15 protein-coding genes are annotated in these 18,243 nt (G+C 36.9%); 4 read left to right on the top strand and 11 right to left on the bottom strand.

The window, feature by feature from the left end; translation table 11 throughout:
* Positions 1-25 precede the first annotated feature (25 nt).
* The 4 genes from H7U17_RS05235 to H7U17_RS05220 form a co-directional block, all read right to left on the bottom strand.
* Positions 26-610 (bottom strand): RNA polymerase sigma-70 factor, encoded by a 585-nt coding sequence (locus H7U17_RS05235; RefSeq protein WP_186755594.1) that lies wholly within the window; start codon positions 608-610, stop codon positions 26-28.
* 322 nt (positions 611-932) lie between these two features.
* A complete protein-coding gene (locus H7U17_RS05230) occupies positions 933-1,442 on the bottom strand; it encodes a helix-turn-helix domain-containing protein (protein WP_186755593.1) in 510 nt (169 codons plus the stop codon).
* A gap of 323 nt (positions 1,443-1,765) precedes the next feature.
* On the bottom strand, positions 1,766-2,827 hold the full coding sequence (gene fbaA, locus H7U17_RS05225) for a class II fructose-bisphosphate aldolase (protein ID WP_186755592.1): 1,062 nt from the start codon (positions 2,825-2,827) through the stop codon (positions 1,766-1,768).
* 227 nt (positions 2,828-3,054) lie between these two features.
* A complete protein-coding gene (locus tag H7U17_RS05220; protein ID WP_186755591.1) occupies positions 3,055-4,836 on the bottom strand; it encodes a sensor histidine kinase in 1,782 nt (593 codons plus the stop codon).
* A 548-nt stretch (positions 4,837-5,384) separates the two neighbouring features.
* Here H7U17_RS05220 and H7U17_RS05215 point away from each other — a divergent pair.
* The 3 genes from H7U17_RS05215 (at position 5,385) to H7U17_RS05205 (ending at position 7,693) form a co-directional block, all read left to right on the top strand.
* Positions 5,385-5,822, top strand: a complete 438-nt coding sequence (locus H7U17_RS05215; RefSeq protein WP_186755590.1) for a nucleoside deaminase — start codon at positions 5,385-5,387, stop codon at positions 5,820-5,822.
* Between the two features lie 139 nt (positions 5,823-5,961).
* The gene (locus H7U17_RS05210; protein ID WP_230981275.1) at positions 5,962-6,750 is read left to right on the top strand and encodes a hypothetical protein; all 789 of its coding nucleotides are present in this window, start codon (positions 5,962-5,964) and stop codon (positions 6,748-6,750) included.
* 73 nt (positions 6,751-6,823) lie between these two features.
* On the top strand, positions 6,824-7,693 hold the full coding sequence (locus H7U17_RS05205; protein WP_186755589.1) for a type 2 periplasmic-binding domain-containing protein: 870 nt from the start codon (positions 6,824-6,826) through the stop codon (positions 7,691-7,693).
* Positions 7,694-7,749: 56 nt separating this feature from the next.
* Here H7U17_RS05205 and H7U17_RS05200 read toward each other — a convergent pair whose 3' ends face one another.
* The 3 genes from H7U17_RS05200 to sdaAB are packed head-to-tail and all read right to left on the bottom strand — an operon-like array spanning position 7,750 to position 11,076.
* Positions 7,750-9,042 (bottom strand): efflux RND transporter periplasmic adaptor subunit, encoded by a 1,293-nt coding sequence (locus tag H7U17_RS05200; RefSeq protein ID WP_186755588.1) that lies wholly within the window; start codon positions 9,040-9,042, stop codon positions 7,750-7,752.
* An 11-nt stretch (positions 9,043-9,053) separates the two neighbouring features.
* The gene (locus H7U17_RS05195; protein WP_186755587.1) at positions 9,054-10,391 is read right to left on the bottom strand and encodes a TolC family protein; all 1,338 of its coding nucleotides are present in this window, start codon (positions 10,389-10,391) and stop codon (positions 9,054-9,056) included.
* A 7-nt stretch (positions 10,392-10,398) separates the two neighbouring features.
* Positions 10,399-11,076 carry an L-serine ammonia-lyase, iron-sulfur-dependent subunit beta gene (gene sdaAB / locus H7U17_RS05190; protein WP_186755586.1) on the bottom strand — a complete coding sequence of 226 codons (678 nt, stop codon included), beginning with the start codon at positions 11,074-11,076 and terminating at the stop codon, positions 10,399-10,401.
* Positions 11,077-11,242: 166 nt separating this feature from the next.
* Here sdaAB and H7U17_RS05185 point away from each other — a divergent pair, with 166 nt between their 5' ends.
* Positions 11,243-12,058: an aminotransferase class IV gene (locus H7U17_RS05185; RefSeq protein WP_186755585.1), complete on the top strand. Its 816-nt coding sequence runs from the start codon at positions 11,243-11,245 to the stop codon at positions 12,056-12,058.
* A gap of 12 nt (positions 12,059-12,070) precedes the next feature.
* Here the strand turns inward: H7U17_RS05185 and H7U17_RS05180 are convergent, their stop codons facing one another.
* The 4 genes from H7U17_RS05180 to H7U17_RS05165 form a co-directional block, all read right to left on the bottom strand.
* The gene (locus H7U17_RS05180; RefSeq protein WP_186755584.1) at positions 12,071-12,865 is read right to left on the bottom strand and encodes a thymidylate synthase; all 795 of its coding nucleotides are present in this window, start codon (positions 12,863-12,865) and stop codon (positions 12,071-12,073) included.
* A 63-nt stretch (positions 12,866-12,928) separates the two neighbouring features.
* Entirely contained in the window at positions 12,929-13,810 is an 882-nt protein-coding gene (locus tag H7U17_RS05175) for a YicC/YloC family endoribonuclease (protein ID WP_186755583.1), read from the bottom strand.
* 34 nt (positions 13,811-13,844) lie between these two features.
* Complete coding sequence (locus H7U17_RS05170) at positions 13,845-17,132, bottom strand: biopolymer transporter Tol (RefSeq protein WP_186755582.1); 3,288 nt, start codon at positions 17,130-17,132, stop codon at positions 13,845-13,847.
* A gap of 23 nt (positions 17,133-17,155) precedes the next feature.
* Positions 17,156-18,208, bottom strand: a complete 1,053-nt coding sequence (locus H7U17_RS05165) for an NAD(P)/FAD-dependent oxidoreductase (RefSeq protein ID WP_186755581.1) — start codon at positions 18,206-18,208, stop codon at positions 17,156-17,158.
* Between the last annotated feature and the right edge of the window lie 35 nt (positions 18,209-18,243).

Below are 18,243 nucleotides of genomic sequence, written 5' to 3'. Positions count from 1 at the left end.
TTAAGTTGGCAAAGTATATAACTACTTAGAAATTTAATTGTCCCAATATCCCTACGATAAATGCAGAAAATGAGTAATTCTTTAAATTAGCCCTAAGAATTTTAAGGGCTTTTATCATATGTTTTTCTACTGTACTGATAGAAATCTCCATTTCTCGGGCTATTTCGGCATAGCTTTTTCCTTCATTGTTCTTCAGTGTGTAAACTGTTTTTGCTTTTTCGGGAAGTTCAGAAACCTCCTTTCTGTAAGCTTCATCCAGTTCCTTATAAAATAGCTGTTCCTCTATTTCACTTCCAAAAGAAGGTCGCCTTGAATTAACAAATGCCACATATTTTTCCTTTACCATCTGTGACTTCATTTGATTGATCACCTTATACTTCATGGCAGTATAAAGATATGAATTGAAAGAGGTATGAATTTCCAAGCTCTCTCTCTTCATCCACATTTCTACAAAGACTTCTTGAACCAATCCTTCAACTATTTCTTTTTTTTGAAGTCGTTTGTATCCACTATTGAAAAGTAATTTCCAATATTTATCATACACTTCAACAAAAGCCAATTCATTTCCTTTTCTGATTTGTTTAAGCAATCTTAGTTCGATTTCTTTCATGGGTTAGTGGTACGGTTTTCGGTACAAACGAATAGAAGCTGGAACAAAATATTATTAATTATCTATAAGGGTTTAAAATAAACCCTAATTAAGCCAACTTTATGTCAAATTATAAATTTTAGGTTTAATTAAAAACTTGTTTTGATATTTTTTCAACATTTTTAAACTACATAGGTTTAAAAAATAACTACTATATAATATTTTTGCATTTTAAACATAAAAAATGGTTTAAAATTAAAAATCAATAATTTATCAATTCAAAAATAAAATTTTGAGGACTATGTAATTATTCTGGTAAAACTTGGGGCAAAAAAGTGTAATTTCAAAGGTCGAAGACCACCATTCCTTCTAAAAAATCAGGCTCTTCATCAAAAACTTGCACATTCACTTTTCTTTTGATTTTTTCTTCAGCCTTCTCAATTAAAAAATTTAGATATTCTTGATTAATATCCTTAGCCACCAAAACCAAATCGATTTGGCCTGAATCAATTCCCTGTGCATAATCTCCTACGACCACTGCCTTGGTAACATTGCCCAAATTTCGAATAACAACCTCCACCAAACGGTCAAAGCCCAAATATTTGGCCACCATATTCTTCATTTCCTTAAAAAGTGGGTGTTTTTTGTTAGCTGAATAGGACTTGGTATTACCTTCCTTTTCCGAAACAAGAATACCTGCATCAGACAACCTGTTCAACTCAACCCTAACAGAATTGGTAGATTCATGGAATTCTTCGGCCAAACCACGGAGATACCCCTTATTGGAATCCTGAGTAAAAAACTTAATCAAAAGCTTAACCCTGGTTTTAGAAGTAATTAATATATCTAACATGCTATCAAGATCTGGCTAAGGAATATGAGTAAAAATATTACTCACGTAAACAAAATTAAGTTTTTTACCCTAAAAAGCAATTTATAGGAAAGAAAAGACAAAGCGCTAAGTCAAGCATAAAAAATTGGCTAACCGTTAAGTAACGACATCAACACTATTACCTATATTAAACCATATAAATCAAAAAAAAACAAAGCCGTCTAAGCAGCCTCATAACTATGTTGGTCAACCTACTATAAATAAACTTCAACTAATTGAAATTTCAGTATTAACCAGATCATAATAGACTACTAAGACGGCTCCTATTCCGGACAATAGAAAAACTAGTTTCTATTCACTGCATTAAGCATGTCAAAGGCAACTTCAAGACGTTTTACGAAATTCTCTTCACCTTTTCTCAACCATACTCTAGGGTCATATTTTTTCTTATTAGGCACGTCTGCACCTTCAGGGTTACCTAACTGGGTTTGAAGATAACCTTCATTATCTTTATAATAATTAAGAACACCTTCCCAGAATGCCCACTGCATATCTGTATCGATATTCATTTTGATAGAACCATAGCTATTGGCTTCTCTGATTTCTTCAACTGAAGACCCAGAACCACCGTGGAACACGAAGCTTACTGGCTTACCGCTCAATCCGAATTTCTCACAGATAAAATCCTGAGAGTTTTTCAAAATCTTAGGCTGCAAGCTCACATTACCTGGCTTGTAAACACCATGAACATTACCAAAGGCAGCAGCAATAGTAAACAATTCACTTTGCTCTTTTAGTTTTTCGTAAGCATAGGCCACTTCTTCAGGCTGAGTATAAAGCTTAGAGCTGTCAATATCAGTGTTATCAACACCATCTTCCTCACCACCTGTAACACCTAATTCGATTTCAAGAGCCATTTCATATTTCTTGAATTCCGCAAGGTACTTTACAGAAGTCTCGATATTTTCCTCAATACTTTCTTCTGAAAGATCTAACATATGAGAACTGAACAACGGCTTTTTGAAAGCCTCATAGTGCTCTTTACCCGCTGCTAGCATACCGTCTACCCATGGGATCAACTTCTTGGCAGCGTGGTCAGTATGTAATATTACCGGTACTCCGTATGCTTCAGCCATTTTATGTACGTGCATAGCACCTGAAACAGCACCTGCGATAGAAGCTTGTTGCTTATCATTAGCCAGACCTTTTCCGGCAAAGAATTGTGCTCCACCGTTTGAGAACTGAACGATAACTGGTGAGTTAACCTTCTTAGCTGTTTCCAAAACCGCATTGGCAGTACTGGTGTTGATCACATTTACAGCTGGTAAAGCAAATTCGCTCTCCTTGGCATAGTCCAACAAATCTTTCAATTCTTCACCGAACTTAATCCCTGGTTTGAACTTCATAATTGAATGGTTTAATGGTTTGATTACTTTTTGATAAATTGCTTAATTAGCATCTGACAATTGTCTTAAAGTTCAAAGATATAAAGACCTGCTCTAATATCCTTTAATTGAAAGGCTAAAATCTTATCATTTTGGCAATTTACCCCCTCAAACCGCTATTTCCTCCCTATATCTGCAATTCATCAGCTAATTTATTCTGATTTCTCAGTTAATTTTATTTTCCAACCTTATTTTAGGAGACCTTTTTCTCTCTTCTCTTCCTTTCTAGGCAAAGTAAAAAAGAATCTTGTACCTTTTCCCAACTCACTTTCCACACCTATTTCACCCTCATTTTTTTCCACAAAATCCTTGCTCAACATTAAGCCTAATCCTGTACCTTGTTCTTTCTGGGTTCCAAAAGTAGTAAATGCTTCTGCTGAAAAAATCCTATCCAAATTTTTCTCAGGAATACCTACTCCTGTATCTTCCACTAAAACTTTTGTTTGATTTCCAACAAACTCTAGGTAGACACTGATCTTATCTCCTTTATCAGAAAATTTAAGGGCATTGCTTAGTAAGTTTCTCAGCACAAGACGAGTCATGTTTGGATCAGCAAACACCAGTGCCTCTCCCTTACTTAAATGATCAACTTGTATTCCCTTATTTTCTATAGAAGCCTTAAACAGATTTACTACTGAGCTTAACTCTTTATCTATATCAAACACCTCTTTCTCTATATTCTCTCCCATTAATTGGCTTTTTGCCCAAACAAGTAAGTTTTCCATAAAGCCAGAAACCTGTCTTAGGTTCTCTGAAATTCTTGGAAGCAAGGACTTAAATTCCTCATCACTAATAAAATCCGATTCACTCATCTCCAAAAACTGAGTAAGGGAATTTAGTGGGCTTCTCATATCATGGGAAATGATAGACAGCAACCTGTCCTTTGTCATATTCAACTCACTCAACTCCCTAGCTTGTTCCTCTAATCGTCTTTGATCAAGTCTGAACTGAGTTATATCTCTAAACATCAACAACCTGCCCCGAAAATCTCTTTTGCCCCCGCTGATAATTTTACAATTTATTTCATAATATCGCTTTTCCCCTTGGTGCGGAAAATCCAAATAAACAACCTGTTCAGTATCTTGCTCCAACAGATCCATCCAACGCTTATCTTGAAATCCTAGATTAGCAAAACTTACTCCCGTAAGTTCTCCTTTTCCCTTTTCTATGATCCTTAACATTTGATCATTGAAGTCCACGATTCTATTCTCTACATCCAGCACTAACATTCCCTCTCTCATAGAATCCACCACTTTGTTACGGGCTATTGGCCTTAGATCAAACAAGCTCAATTCCCAAAAACCAAAGACAACTATAAAACTCGTAATCACAAAACCATAAGGTGTAGGGTCAAAACCATTAAATGGCCCCACTTGGAAAACAACCAAAATATTCGCAACCCATGGCACTAGGCTGCCCAAAATGATTATCAGTGTTTGCTTGCGATAAATTCCTTCAGACCTTTTGTATTGAAGCAATAATAGGAACAATCCAAAAATCATCCAGCAATAGAAATAGGTAGTATGGATTATATACCAAGGCCCTTTAGAAGTTACCAGTCCATATAAGCCATTCACTTCCTTAATCTCTGCAGACTGATAATGAAGATGATGATAATTATTGGTCCAAACCATAAACAATGTCAAAAAAGGAAAAATGAATTGTGCAGCTACCATTTGAGGCTTTAGCCATTGTTCTTTTCCCGCAAATCGAAACACAAAAAGCAACCAAAAAACTGGCACCAGAGCAATCCCTATATACTCAAAATTAACTATATACAACATAAGGTCGAGATCATTTGTTACTACCATAATCCCATCCGATGCCGCCCAAACACTCACAGCAACCATCATTGCCCCAAACCATCTTACATTTTTATTGAGTCCAATAAACACCACAACAGACAAAAACAGTGTTAAAACGGAAAAAATCAATAAAGTAAGTGAGTATGTACTAAGTGTGAATTCCATTATAAAATTACTTGGTGTTTAAAAACAATTCTAAAATAAAATAAATCCCCTATAATTCGTATGTATTTCACAATTCATTTCTTAACATAATCTCAAAGGATTTCAACCTAAAAAAGTGATCATCAACACCAAAATTATTTCTCATTTCATCTAATACTTAATAATTCGAGACAAACAAAAACATATTACATTATATAATATTTAAAATGCAAATATAGCGACATATTGTTTTTATCAACAACTATGCAACATAACTTTATTTACTTTTCATTGTTTAAATTGTAATAACATTCTAAAAAAACCAACCATAAAAAGTACCCAATATTTTATATTGATCCCAATTTTTAGGGATGATAAAATTTAAAAACATAAAAAATCACTAATCACTTCATCACAAGTCTATTGTATCAAGTAAATGAATAATCAGTTCTTGCTTTATCTTTACCATAAGGATTTTTTTTTAAAATTAAATATTCATAGTACATCCATTACGTATTCTTTTACAGATACATTGGTAGTTTACAGCATACAATTATTAAAAATTAATTATGGATAATTTTCTTGAGGCAGCAATCGAAGAAGCAAAAAAGGGACTAAATGAAGGGGGAATCCCCATTGGCGCCGTCTTAGTACATAATGGTAAAATCATTGGTAGAGGGCATAACCGACGAGTCCAAAAGGGCAGCTCCATTCTCCATGGAGAAATGGATGCCATTGAGAATGCAGGCAGACAGGCGGCAAAAGTATATCAAAACAGTGTGCTATATACCACCCTATCTCCTTGCCCAATGTGTTCAGGAACCATTCTCCTCTATGGTATTCCCAAAGTGGTAATCGGAGAAAATGAGACCTTTATGGGGGAAGAAGAATTATTAAAATCAAGGGGAGTGGAAGTGATTGTAAGCAATAATGAAACCTGTAAAAATTTAATGAACACCTTTATCTCCACGAATCCAGAATTATGGAATGAAGATATAGGCGAATAACATAATCATTGGCATGCCCACTTTAACACCTAACAGGGAACTACACTTCCTACTCCTATTCTTTAGCTGTTTCATTTTGTCAGAAAACAGCCTTAATGCACAGCAAAAAAATCAAATGGCTCCCCAAAATCCCTCACCAATGAGTGATTTTATACGGCCTCATGAACGTATACCAAAAACTATTGCTCCAGGTAAACACCTAGAGATAACAGATGTATTCGACTCTCCAGCTCATTTATTTATCCCCGAAAATATTGGGCATGACCCTATTTCACTCTTGATCCATTTTCATGGGACACATGAAGTAGCAGACCATGCCATAAAAGAAAAAAATGGCTGGGCGGCACTTACAATTAACTTGGGCAGTGGTTCTTCTGCCTATTCACGCCCCTTAGATCAGCCCAATGCTTTTGAACATCTATTAAAAGCTACAGAGAACGCTCTCAAACAACCTATAAAAGCCATTTACCTCTCTGGGTGGAGTGCTGGTTATGGGGCAATCAGGTCTATCATGAAATCTGATCATTACCATCCCATAAAAGGAATAATCCTACTAGATGGTATGCATGCTGGGTATATCCCAAAAGGACAGCCCCTAGCCTCTGGGGGCAAAATCAATGAAGAGGATTTGGAAGTATTTCTAAAATTAGCCCAAGATGCCATGAAAGAAGAGATATCCTTCACTTTTACCCATAGCAGTATTTTTCCAGGCACCTTTGCAAGCACCACCGAATGTGCCGATTACCTTCTTCAGCAACTCGATCTTAAAAGAAACCCCATTTTAAAACAGGGGCCGCTTGGCTTGCAGCAAGTTGCTGAAAATCATAAAGGAGCACTTAGAATCAAAGCCTACGCTGGGAATTCAGCACCTGACCATATAGACCATTTACATGCCCTTTACTGGTTTCTTGAAGAAATGACACCATGAAACACCTGTTTGCTTTATCATTAAAATGCCCCTAAGTGCTTTAAGAATCCCATTTGGGTGCATATCTTTGAACATGAAAACAATCCAAATCATAGGGGTCCCTGAACACTTTAATTATCCCTGGACCCAATTGGTCGCTGAGCAACCTCTTGAAAACCAAGGCATAAAATTGACTTGGAATAATGAATCCAAAGGCTCGGGTGCCATGAACAAAGCCATCCGAGAAAACACAGCTGATATTGCCATCATTCTCACTGAAAGCTTTATCAAAGATAAAATCGAAGGAAATCCTGGAAAAATAATAGGTTACCATGTCCTTTCTCCACTTACTTGGGGTATTCATGTTCCAGCAAAATCAGGAGTTAAATCAGTAAGTGAGCTTCAAAACTCCCCGTTTCTAATCAGTCGATATGGTTCAGGCTCCCACCTAATGACCTACCTTTTAGCCAAAGAAAAAGGTTGGAATGCTGAAGAATTGCAGTTTGAGGTGGTGGGCAATATGGATGGTGCTAAATCTTCTTTTGAAGACCAAAAAGCAAAAGGATTCCTATGGGAAAAATATACCACCAAGCCCTTGGTTGATGAAGGTGTATTTGATAGGGTTGATGAAATCCCTACACCCTGGCCATGCTTTGTCATAGTAGCCCAAGAAACGCTTATAGAGCAGCACCAAAATGAATTAAAACTCATTCAAGACCTAATCTATCAAAAGTCTGCTGAAATACGAAAAAAGAACAACTTGTCCCAAATACTGTCTGAAGCTTATGGTATCCAGCAAATGGATATAAAGGCCTGGTTGGAACAAACGACTTGGGCAATCAATAATCAGGTAAGCGCAAAAAGCTTAAATGAAACCATGGACATCCTATTTGAATTGGGACTTATCAAAGAAAAAACAGCAATAGAGAATCTAATTGCAGAAGGCCTTGTCCAGCTTGTATAAATAAAAAGCCCCAAAATTGGGGCTTTTTATTCTTTAAAATTGAATTCATTATACGCTCACTTTTCATTGGTATTTTTAATCAAATCTCCATCTTTCAGTTTTTTACTTACAACATGGTAAGGTCCAGCTACGATCTCAACCCCTTCTTCCAAGCCATCTAATATTTCTATATTTTCAAAGTCGGATATGCCAGTCTTAACTTCTGATAGAATGGCCTTACCTCCTTGAGCTTTAAATACTAATTCCTTTAAATCACTAGATTGATCCGTGCTGTCCTGCCTCATATTTTCCCTTGTAGTTACAGATGCGAGGGGAACAGAAAGTACATTTTCCTTCTTGTCAGTAATTATTTCAACGCTAGCTGTCATACCAGGTCTGAACGGGAAGCGGTTCTCTTCATTTATCAAATGCTTATAGGAATCATTAATCACTCTAATACGCACTTCAAACTCTGTGACAGCATCTTGACTGGCTTTTTCATTGGCAGAATTAGCAATGGAAGTTACAACGCCCTTAAATTTATCCCCTGTGCTAGAATAGGCATCTACATCAATAATCGTGGTATCACCCAATGAAAGTCTAACAATGTCATTCTCATTCACATCTACTCTCACCTCCATTTTGCTCATATCAGCTATCCGTAACATCTCCGTACCGGCCATCTGCTGGGTCCCAACGACACGCTCTCCCTTTTCCACCAACAGTTTAGAAACTACTCCATTAACTGGAGCAAAAACATTGGTCAAACTTAAATTTTCAGAGGCTTCATTTACGCTAGCCTGAGCACTTTGTACAACATATTTAGAGGCTTCTACAGATTGCTTGGCTGCCGCAAGGTCATTTTGTGCTGAAATATAATTGGCCTTCGCCTGTTCAAATTCCGAATCAGAAATCACCTTACTCTCATAAAGCTCCTTGTTCCTATCATATTCCAGTTGGGCTCTTTCAAATTGTGCTTCTGAACGATTCAAAGCTGCTTCAGACTGAGCTAAATTAGCCTTCTGTTGACTGAGGTTGGCTTTGTTTCTATCAAGAACAGAGATAAAGTTATCAGGTCTTATTTTTACCAGAAGATCATTTTGCTTGACAGAATCACCCTCTTTTATATTTAATTCAATGATTTCCCCTGCTACATCCGGACTAAGCTTAATTTCTGTTTCAGGCTGAATCACGCCTGAAGAACTTACTTTTTCTACAATGGTTTTCTTAGATGCTTTAATGATTTCCACCTCTGTTTCAGATGGACCTCCTACCCAGCCCATAGACTTCCCTATCAGTATGACTACCACCAACAGCACCAATACCCCAGAAAGCCAGTAAATAAGCTTGTTTGATTTCTTTTTAGCCATGGTTTATATAATTAAAGTGTTAAGGGATTGCCCACATAAAAATCCAATACTTTTACACTAAAAATGTATTGGTATTTTGCCTGAAGCAAATCTGCCTGTGCATTAAACAAGTTATTTTGTGCCACCTGAAAGTCCACCGCATTGATCATGCCTACCTCAAATCTTTTTTGGGCCATCCTAAAAGCCTCTTCCAAAGAAGAAACCCTCACCTTAGAGGATTCATAAGACTGTTTGGCCGCAATAGCATTGGTATAGGCCGTTTCAATATCTTGCCTTAGCCTGTTTTGAACTTCTTTAACATTAATCTTACTCAATTCCTTTTGGACTCTGGCCCTTTGTAAATTAGCCTTATTGCTTAGATTAGAAAATATTGGAATATTCAGGTTCACCCCAATCACTTCACTTAAATTCCCATCAAACTGCTCCCAAAAAGGCACCACATCTTTATAAAGTTCATTATAATTTGTACTTGCATTCGCTCCAAATCCAATAGTAGGATAATAAGCTCCCTTAGCTATTTTCACACCGTACTCAGCACTTTCAATACCCAGCTTTGCTGCCTTTACTTCTGGCATTAGGGCTAAAGCAATGGCATAAACTTCATTTACACTTTCCCCTCCTATCAAAAAGTTTTCGGCATCTAAATCAGGGACAGACACATCAAATTCTTCCTCATAAGGAATTTGAATGGCCTGCATCAAGTTAAGTTTTGCCAACCTCAGATTATTATCGGCATTGGTCAACTCCATATTACTGGTGGCATTTTGCGCCTCCAAATCATATTGATCCGAAATAGGAAGGGCCCCAGCCTCGACCAACTTTTTAGTCCTTTCCAACTGATTACTTGTCACTTCCAATTGAGAAGCTGCCACATTTACCTGTTCTTTGGCAAAAACAACATTGACAAATAAGTTTATAATATTAAGGACAATCGAATTTTTGGTTGCTTCTAAGTTTTTCTCACCCGCTTTAATATCAACAATAGCTTGATTAATACTATTATTAATTCTACCTCCTGAGAACAAACTTACATTGGTCCTTACACTGAAGCCTGCACTCCCAAAACTACTACTAGGTAAATAATCATTCGTCACATTATCAAGTGCACGTCCCCAACTATAATTATATGATGAGGTCATTGAAAGGGAAGGATAGCGCTGCCCCTTTGATTCCATCAAATTGGTATGATTATTTTCCTGGTTAAGAATACTCCTTTGTAGTTCAAGATTGTTTTCAAGACCAATTTGAACACATTCCTCCAAAGATAAATTAGAAACATTTTCTTGGGTCCAACCTCTTGAAACATTAAAAGCAATTAAAAATAAGGTTACAAAAAATCTTTTGTTCATAGCAAAACTAAAGGTCTATTTTTGGAATATAAATTAATTCATGTATCCATCCAATACTTTCTAAATATTGTATGGTAATTGGATTCAATCCTGAGTCCATTTCTATAACATGGCAAGCAATCTCCCGCTTACCTTTTCTGGAGACAGACATGGTGGCTATATTGGCCTTTTCTTGTGCCAAAATACTTGTAATAAAAGCTATGGCACCAGAAACATCATCAGCCTTGATGATCAAAGTATGTTCTTGCGCCGAAAAATCTGCATGAAACCCATCAACACCACTGATATTAATCAAGCCTCCTCCCAAACTTTCTCCAATCACTTCTACTTTTCTTTCTCCTTTTACCAGATTCAACTTTATGGTATTAGGATGGTAGACTGAAGCATTACCGATGGATTTAAAAGTATAGGCCAATCCCATTTCTTCAGCTAAATCCAAAGACTGCTTGATCCTTACATCATCCGTTTTGAAATCCAGTAATCCTCCAATGACTGCTTTATCACTACCATGCCCCTCATAGGTACTGGCAAAAGAGTTATAAAATGTTACTAAAGCCTCATCAGGAACCCCACCTAAAACCTTAATTGCTGCCCGGGCAATCCTTACCACTCCTGCGGTATGGGAAGAAGAAGGACCTATCATTACTGGTCCGATCATATCAAATACACTACTTTTTCTAGCCATGTTTAAGCCAAATTCTATTTTTAATATGCTAATCTACTATTAAAGATTCAATTATCTTTCATTCTCCATTTTAAATCAAAATATCGGCTTCAATTTGAAATATTTTAACTTAATTTTAACAATATTGATAAAAAATCGGAAATACCCAGCCAATTCTTAACCAACAATGTCCATATTTGAAACCGTTTTTCTTTCACCAAATCAGGATAAACAATTTAAAGAAATTGACAAACAGCTGGCAAATAGGGCTTCTTTTTTTGGAGATGGCCTATTTGAGACAATGATTTTCGTAGATGGAAAAATCAGGTTTGCCAACGCTCATAAAGAAAGATTACATTTAGGTTTGGAAAAATTGAAAATTAATGCTGCAGGCTGCTCTTCCATCAATCAGCTGGAAGAATTCCTAGTTGAAAAATATGGAAAAACCTGCAAGCTCAGAATCAGGTGGAACATTTTTAGAGCAGGATTAGGAAAATACTCTCCCACAAAGTCTACAGCTGAAGAAATGATCATGATACAAGCCTATTCCGAGGCAATAACTATAAAAAACCAAGCTTATATAAGCTCCTCCATTAACATCCCTTCTTCACCTTGGGCCAATTGCAAAACCTTAAATGCACTCAATTATGTTATGGCAAATATTGAACGCATAGAAAAGAAAATGGATGAGGTCATTCTTCTGGATAATAAAAGCAATGTATCAGAAGCAGGTGCTGCAAATATTTTTTGGACAAAAGATCAGGAATTTTACACCCCTTCACTTCATTGCAACTGTATCGCCGGAGTGGGCAGAAAGCAAATTATTGAGGCCATTCAAAAAACTGGAAAAAAAATAAACATCGGTGAATATAAAGCAGAAATCCTATTAGACGCCGAGCAAGTTTTTACCAGTAACGTTACAGGCATTGCCTATATAAAACAAATAAAGGAAATAGAATTTGACACCAAACCTATTTCCTTTATTGAGAAGATTTTCGATTAATTTATCCCCAAACTATACCGCTACAGGTGCTTTAATATGCGGATGAGGATCATAATTCAATAGTTCAAAATCATCATATTTGAATTCGAAGATGTCATTTACCTCAGGGTTGATTTTCATACTTGGCAGTCGCCTGCAATCTCTTGTAAGTTGCAATTTGGCCTGCTCAAGATGGTTGGAATACAAATGAGTATCTCCAAAAGTGTGAATAAATTCACCAGGCTCCAAACCGCAAACCTGTGCTATCATCATGGTAAACAAAGCATAGGATGCGATATTAAAAGGCACACCCAAAAAAACGTCTGCACTTCTTTGATATAATTGACAGGAAAGCTTACCATCCGCTACATAAAACTGGAACATAGTATGACAAGGTGGCAAAGCCATATTATCAATGTCCGCCACATTCCAGGCACTGACCAATAACCTTCTGGAATTGGGATTGGTCTTTATCTGATGGATAAGATTTTTGATCTGATCTATTTCACCACCTTTTCCATCGGGCCAGTGTCTCCATTGATACCCATATACCGGTCCTAAGTCTCCATTTTCATCAGCCCATTCATCCCATATTGACACCTTATTATCTTTAAGATACTTGATATTGCTTTCCCCTTTCAAAAACCACAACAACTCATGAATAATAGACTTTAGGTGGCATTTTTTGGTTGTTACCAATGGGAAACCATCCTGTAAGTCGAACCTCATTTGATAGCCAAAAACGCTTAATGTTCCCGTCCCTGTTCGATCTCCTTTTTGGGTTCCATTATCTAGAATATGCTGTAATAATTGATGGTATTGTTTCATTTCTATGGGTATTCAATAAATCTATTAGAGGGTATTCTCGTCAAGGATATAAGCTATCATTGACTAGATGATATTCAGTGCCTGCTCTTTTATTTTTTCTAATTCATCCTTCATGATAATTACATGCCTTTGAATATTGGCATCATTGGCTTTGGAACCTATAGTATTGATTTCTCTACCAATTTCCTGGCCAATAAACCCAAGTTTTTTGCCTTGATTGGCACCATTGGACATGGTTTTATCGAAATATTTCAGATGCGTTCCCAATCTGACAATTTCCTCTGTAATATCCAATTTTTCAAAATAGTAGATCAACTCCTGCTCAAAACGGTTTTCATCAAAACTATTTTCTTCCATCCAATCTTTGAAATTGTTTCGGATACGCGATTTAATTCTGTCTTTACGCTTAGGTTCTTCCTCTTGGATTTGGTTCAGACCTGAAGTGATTACTTCAAGATTTTCCTTGAATTTGCCGAACAAAGTTTCTCCCTCATCCTTTCTGAATTCATCGCATTTTTCAGCCGCTTCTATGACCACTTTTTTCACTGCCTCCCATTCTTCTGGATCATCAGATTTCTCACTTAATGAAGTAACCACGTTGGGTGCTTGTGCAGCCATTCTGAACAAATCCATGCCTCCATCCAAACCCACTTTGTCGGCCATACTTTTATAAGTATTGAAATAATTTTCAAATAGATCTTGATTGATACTTACAGGCAGATCACTGCTTGATTTGGCTGTAAACTCTATATTCAAACTCACCTTCCCTCTTCCTAGAATATCTCCTACCAAGGCCCTAAGTTCAATTTCTCTATCGGAAAATTGACGCGGACTTCTGAGGTTTAAGTCCAGAAACTTGGAGTTGAGTGTTTTGATCTCTGCACTAATAATATAGTGTTCATTTTCAAAATTGGCTATACCATAGCCCGTCATGGATTTAATCATGCCACAAACTTAAACAAATAAAATAACAATCATTCTAGAAATTATAGCCTAGGGTCACGTAAAACTTGGTCTTCTCCACATCATAATTCCTGATTGGCCTAGCTATATCAAACTTCACATAATAGTTCAATAATACCGTTCTCAAACCTCCTCCAAAACTCTGCAACCAAGGATTGTTAAAGTTATTAAGGGTGATCTCAAATGGAGAACCATCTGTATTGATAACCTCAGTGTTCTGGTCATTTACCCGCTCCCAAGGCGCAGATTTATCCCAAGAGGATCCAGCATCATAAAAACCAACTAACTGGAAATTTTTGATAAAATTAGAGGCTATATTACCTCTGGAGAGATAAGAAAACAATGGAATCCTCAATTCTGCTGAAAAGGTAATCACATTTCTTCCCCTAATCTCATCATAATCATACCCCCGTAAATCCACAAATTCTGCGAAAAGAATATTAGAGTTTTCCCTACCGTCACTGTTCCTGATGGGTGAAGATTCAGGCCTATTGGAAGGTGGCTCATAAAACTCATTAAATAACCAGTTTTTCATACCGCCGACCAAATAACTCTGTGGGTTATTGCCCATAAAAGACCCAGCATATAATCTGGTGGCAAAAGTAATATTCTTATGAACCTTTTGATAGTTCCTTAAATCAAAATAGAAATTACTAAATGACCGATCTGCCTTTCCAATTCCTTGATAATGTTGAAACCCAGCCTTAGCTTTAAAGCCTTGCTCCATATATAAACCCAACTGTCTGGTCTTATCCACCACAAATTCAGCCTTACCTCCAATATAATTGACATCAAATCTATTCTGAGGGCCATCCCCGCCTCTAATTAAAGAATCCGGATTGAGGTTATAATATTGGGTCTTTGCAAAGAAAGGAGCTGCCGTAAACCTACTATGAACGGTAAATGGATAAGAAAAGCCTAATTCTGTTTTGGTCAATACATATCTTTGGTAGGTAACATCTCCCTCAGCAATCACCAATGCCTTGCGGTCAAACCTACCTCTAAAATCTATCCTACTTTTCAAATACTGATATTCAAAGAAAATATCACTACCGGACCTAAAATCCAGGGTAGTCATTATCCCTCCTTTAAAAATATGGTTGTCCAATAGATCCGTCATTTGACCATCAATATTAATCCCAAACCCCCGTAAAGGATCTACCACAAAAGTAGTTCTCAAACTGTGCGCCATGAACTGCGGAGTATATGACCTTGGTCCCCTAACCGTATTTTTAAGGCTTTGTTTTCTGAATGCCTCCAAAATACTACTTCTACCAGTTCTGGTAGTATTTGGCTCTTCTTGATCTGGACTTGGTACAGTATCAAAAACATAATTATCAGTATTGATTCCCCCTCTACTTTCAAAGCGTAGCCTATCAATATTGATCGCACCAGTCGCTCTATTGGGTAATGTAATTGTATCCTGTACTGCCTCTTTAAGTTTTTCTATCACTGGCTCTTCTGCCGCTACTTGATTGTTCTCTTGTTGATTCTCCAATCTCCTAGCAGCTAATCTTTCATTGAGTGCCTTGGCCTGGGATAGCTGTACCCTTGGGGTTCCTGGAGTAAATTGATCCAAGTTGGGATAGGATTCCAAAACGATCCTGCTGCCGATTCCATCATTTACCGCATAAGCCCATTTATTGGTAGAAGGAGAATAATCAAAGCTTTCTACACTGGTATTAAAAGCGGATACTTGGCTGGATATATCACTTCCAATACCTAGCCTCATCACATTTCTTATTCCACTCTGGTCGCTCAGGTGCAAAACAAAATTTTGATTCATCACCCTTGGCATATAGTTTTTGGAATTCATATTAGTCAACTTTGACACCACCATACTGTCCCCCAAATCGATTTTAAACAGGTTAAAATATTCAGGCAGTTTCCTCACATCTGGCGCCTTACTCATCACGCTATCTGGAAGGTCTGTCTTATTTGAGGAATAAATTATAGTTGAGTCGTTGAGAAATACCGGAGTGATATCATCGAACACGTCATTCGTTAATCTTCTTCCCTGACCTCTTAAATTGAGCGTATAAATATTTGTTCGCCCACCTGCCATGGCAGAAAGCACCATATTTTTCCCATTGGGAGAAAAGTCCAAGCTATTGATTTGGGTGATATTCCTAAGAAAAATCTTATCCTGGTTACTTCCGTCAATGCTTCGCATTCTAAGAGTGGTCAGTCCCTTCTTAAAAGTGGCAATGGTTAGGTTTAAAGTATCTCTCCAAGCAATTACCGGGGTAGTAAAATTGGGTTCTTGATCATCGGTCACATAGCCACCTTTATAGATTGTAACCTCATTATCTGTACTGATTTCTCTCACGATGACCTTAAACTTCCCATCATTATTAATTACATAAGCCAAGTGTTTTGCATCTGGACTGAATTTAATATCATTAATAGAACCTTCATCATTCTTTTTGGTACTTGCAATGGTATTTTTTTCATTGACATCTTTAAAAGTAGAAAATACAGGTTCGTTTATTCGACCATAATACTGTTTCCACTGCTCTACAAAGTTTTTAAAGCCTATCCCTAAAGTATTGGATATACTATTCTCTTCATTTCTATTAATCCTACTAAGATTTAAAATGCTTGAAATATACCTTTTACCATATTGTTGTACCACAAAATTCCATATAGACTGCCCTACCAAGGCCGCTTCTTTATGATCCAACTTGAATAATTTAGGCTGCTTATTGTTATTTATATAATGTCGCACATAATCGTCCATTTCCAAGCTCCATCCCTTCGCCAAATAAAGAGCTGCCCCATCGATGAACCAATTTGGAAAACTAGTGATCAAATTAGACTGAAAAGCATCTGCGATTGTACTGCCAAACAGCATTTCTTCCAAAATCACTTTTGTCGTACGATATAACAGCTCTTCCTTAAACGATGCCATATCACCAGTGTAAGGCACTTCAGCCAATAGCTTTGAAAAATAAGTCTGGCCGTTTACTGTATAATTATTCTCAAAAAGATCTTCATTACTTTGCAACCATTCTTCATGGCTATTATAGATGTAAATTTTTGGTTTGGTATAGGCTACATAACCTATTAATTGGGTGATTCTTTCAAATTCATTTTCCAGATAGTCTATGGCCATTCTAGCATTGTCTCTACCACCACCATAATAATAAACCTCAAAATTATTGGAAGTAAAAAAATACCAATCAAACTCTTGGTGCTGGATGCGGTTTTTCCCAAATCTTTCCTGATCAAACTGGGCCTTTGAAACACTGAAAGAACCAAGCCATAATATTGTAAAATAAATAACAACTAATTTTACTTTCATTTAACTTTTTTGTTGTCTTTGTTCTAAATATACTTAAAAAATCGACTTATGTTAACATCTTTTTCAGGTTCGGCTCCCCCTTCCAATAAGTCGAACATTATATCACTGTAATAAGGTACTAAAGAAACTCCTTTGGCTCCAAAGCCATTAAATATATAAACGCTTTCGCTTTCAGGATGTTTTCCCAAAAACGGCTTTCTGTCTTTTGTGGCTGGTCTAATCCCTGTTCTGTGACTAATCAATCCTTTTTCCTCCGTCGGTACAATTTTATTTAACCGCTCAAAAATCTCCTTCTTCGCACGTTCAGTCGGACCAATGTCCAAATCATGCCAACTGTAGGTAGACCCAACTCTAATGGTATTATCCGGCATGGTAATTCGAAACACACCACGATTAATTATTTCATTTGGGACAAAATCATCCTTCATTTCCAATATTTCTCCTTTCACCGGGGCAAAAGGCAACCAATCAAAAAACCGACTCTTCATCGCTCCTAGTCCATTACAATAGACAATTTTCTTGGCTTCGATATCCTTATATTTCCATCCCCCGCCCTTTTCTACCAAAAGACTTTCATCAAAAACCTCATTTTTGATGACACCAAATTCTTGGAACCATTCCATATACCCATCCAATAAAGTATTTATATCCACATACCCCGAGTTCTTAAGCATAATCCCACCATAAGGATCATTAACTTCCGGGTAAAGGGAGTTAACCCGCACATCGGATAAATAAGCTTGCAAGCCTGCTTCTATACTTTTCCCCATCCATTCATTCTGCTCCTCAATAGAATTAAAAGGCCTGTAAATGGGCTTAGAATAAATTACCTTTTTGCCTAATAATCGCTCCAATTCAGAATATAAGGGAATTATTTCCGGAAACAAATTATCTGCGTTCCAAGTCTTAACCATTTTTCTCCCTGTAATGGGATTAAACAAGCCTGCAGCCACCCGGCTACTTTTATTTTCTGTAGCCTTATCCAAAATACAAACAGACTTCCCTGCCTGATGCAATTTATAGGACAATACCGTCCCTGCAATACCTTGACCAATGAGTAAAAAATCCACTTCCATACCCAAAATTAAATTCTTTCTTCGTTATTTTGGCA

Origin of the sequence: Echinicola salinicaeni (genome assembly GCF_014280965.1) — a bacterium.
Classification (GTDB): Bacteria; Bacteroidota; Bacteroidia; order Cytophagales; family Cyclobacteriaceae; genus Echinicola; species Echinicola salinicaeni.
The sequence above is the reverse complement of the archived record's forward strand: the minus strand, read 5'-3'. Positions and strand labels throughout refer to the sequence as shown.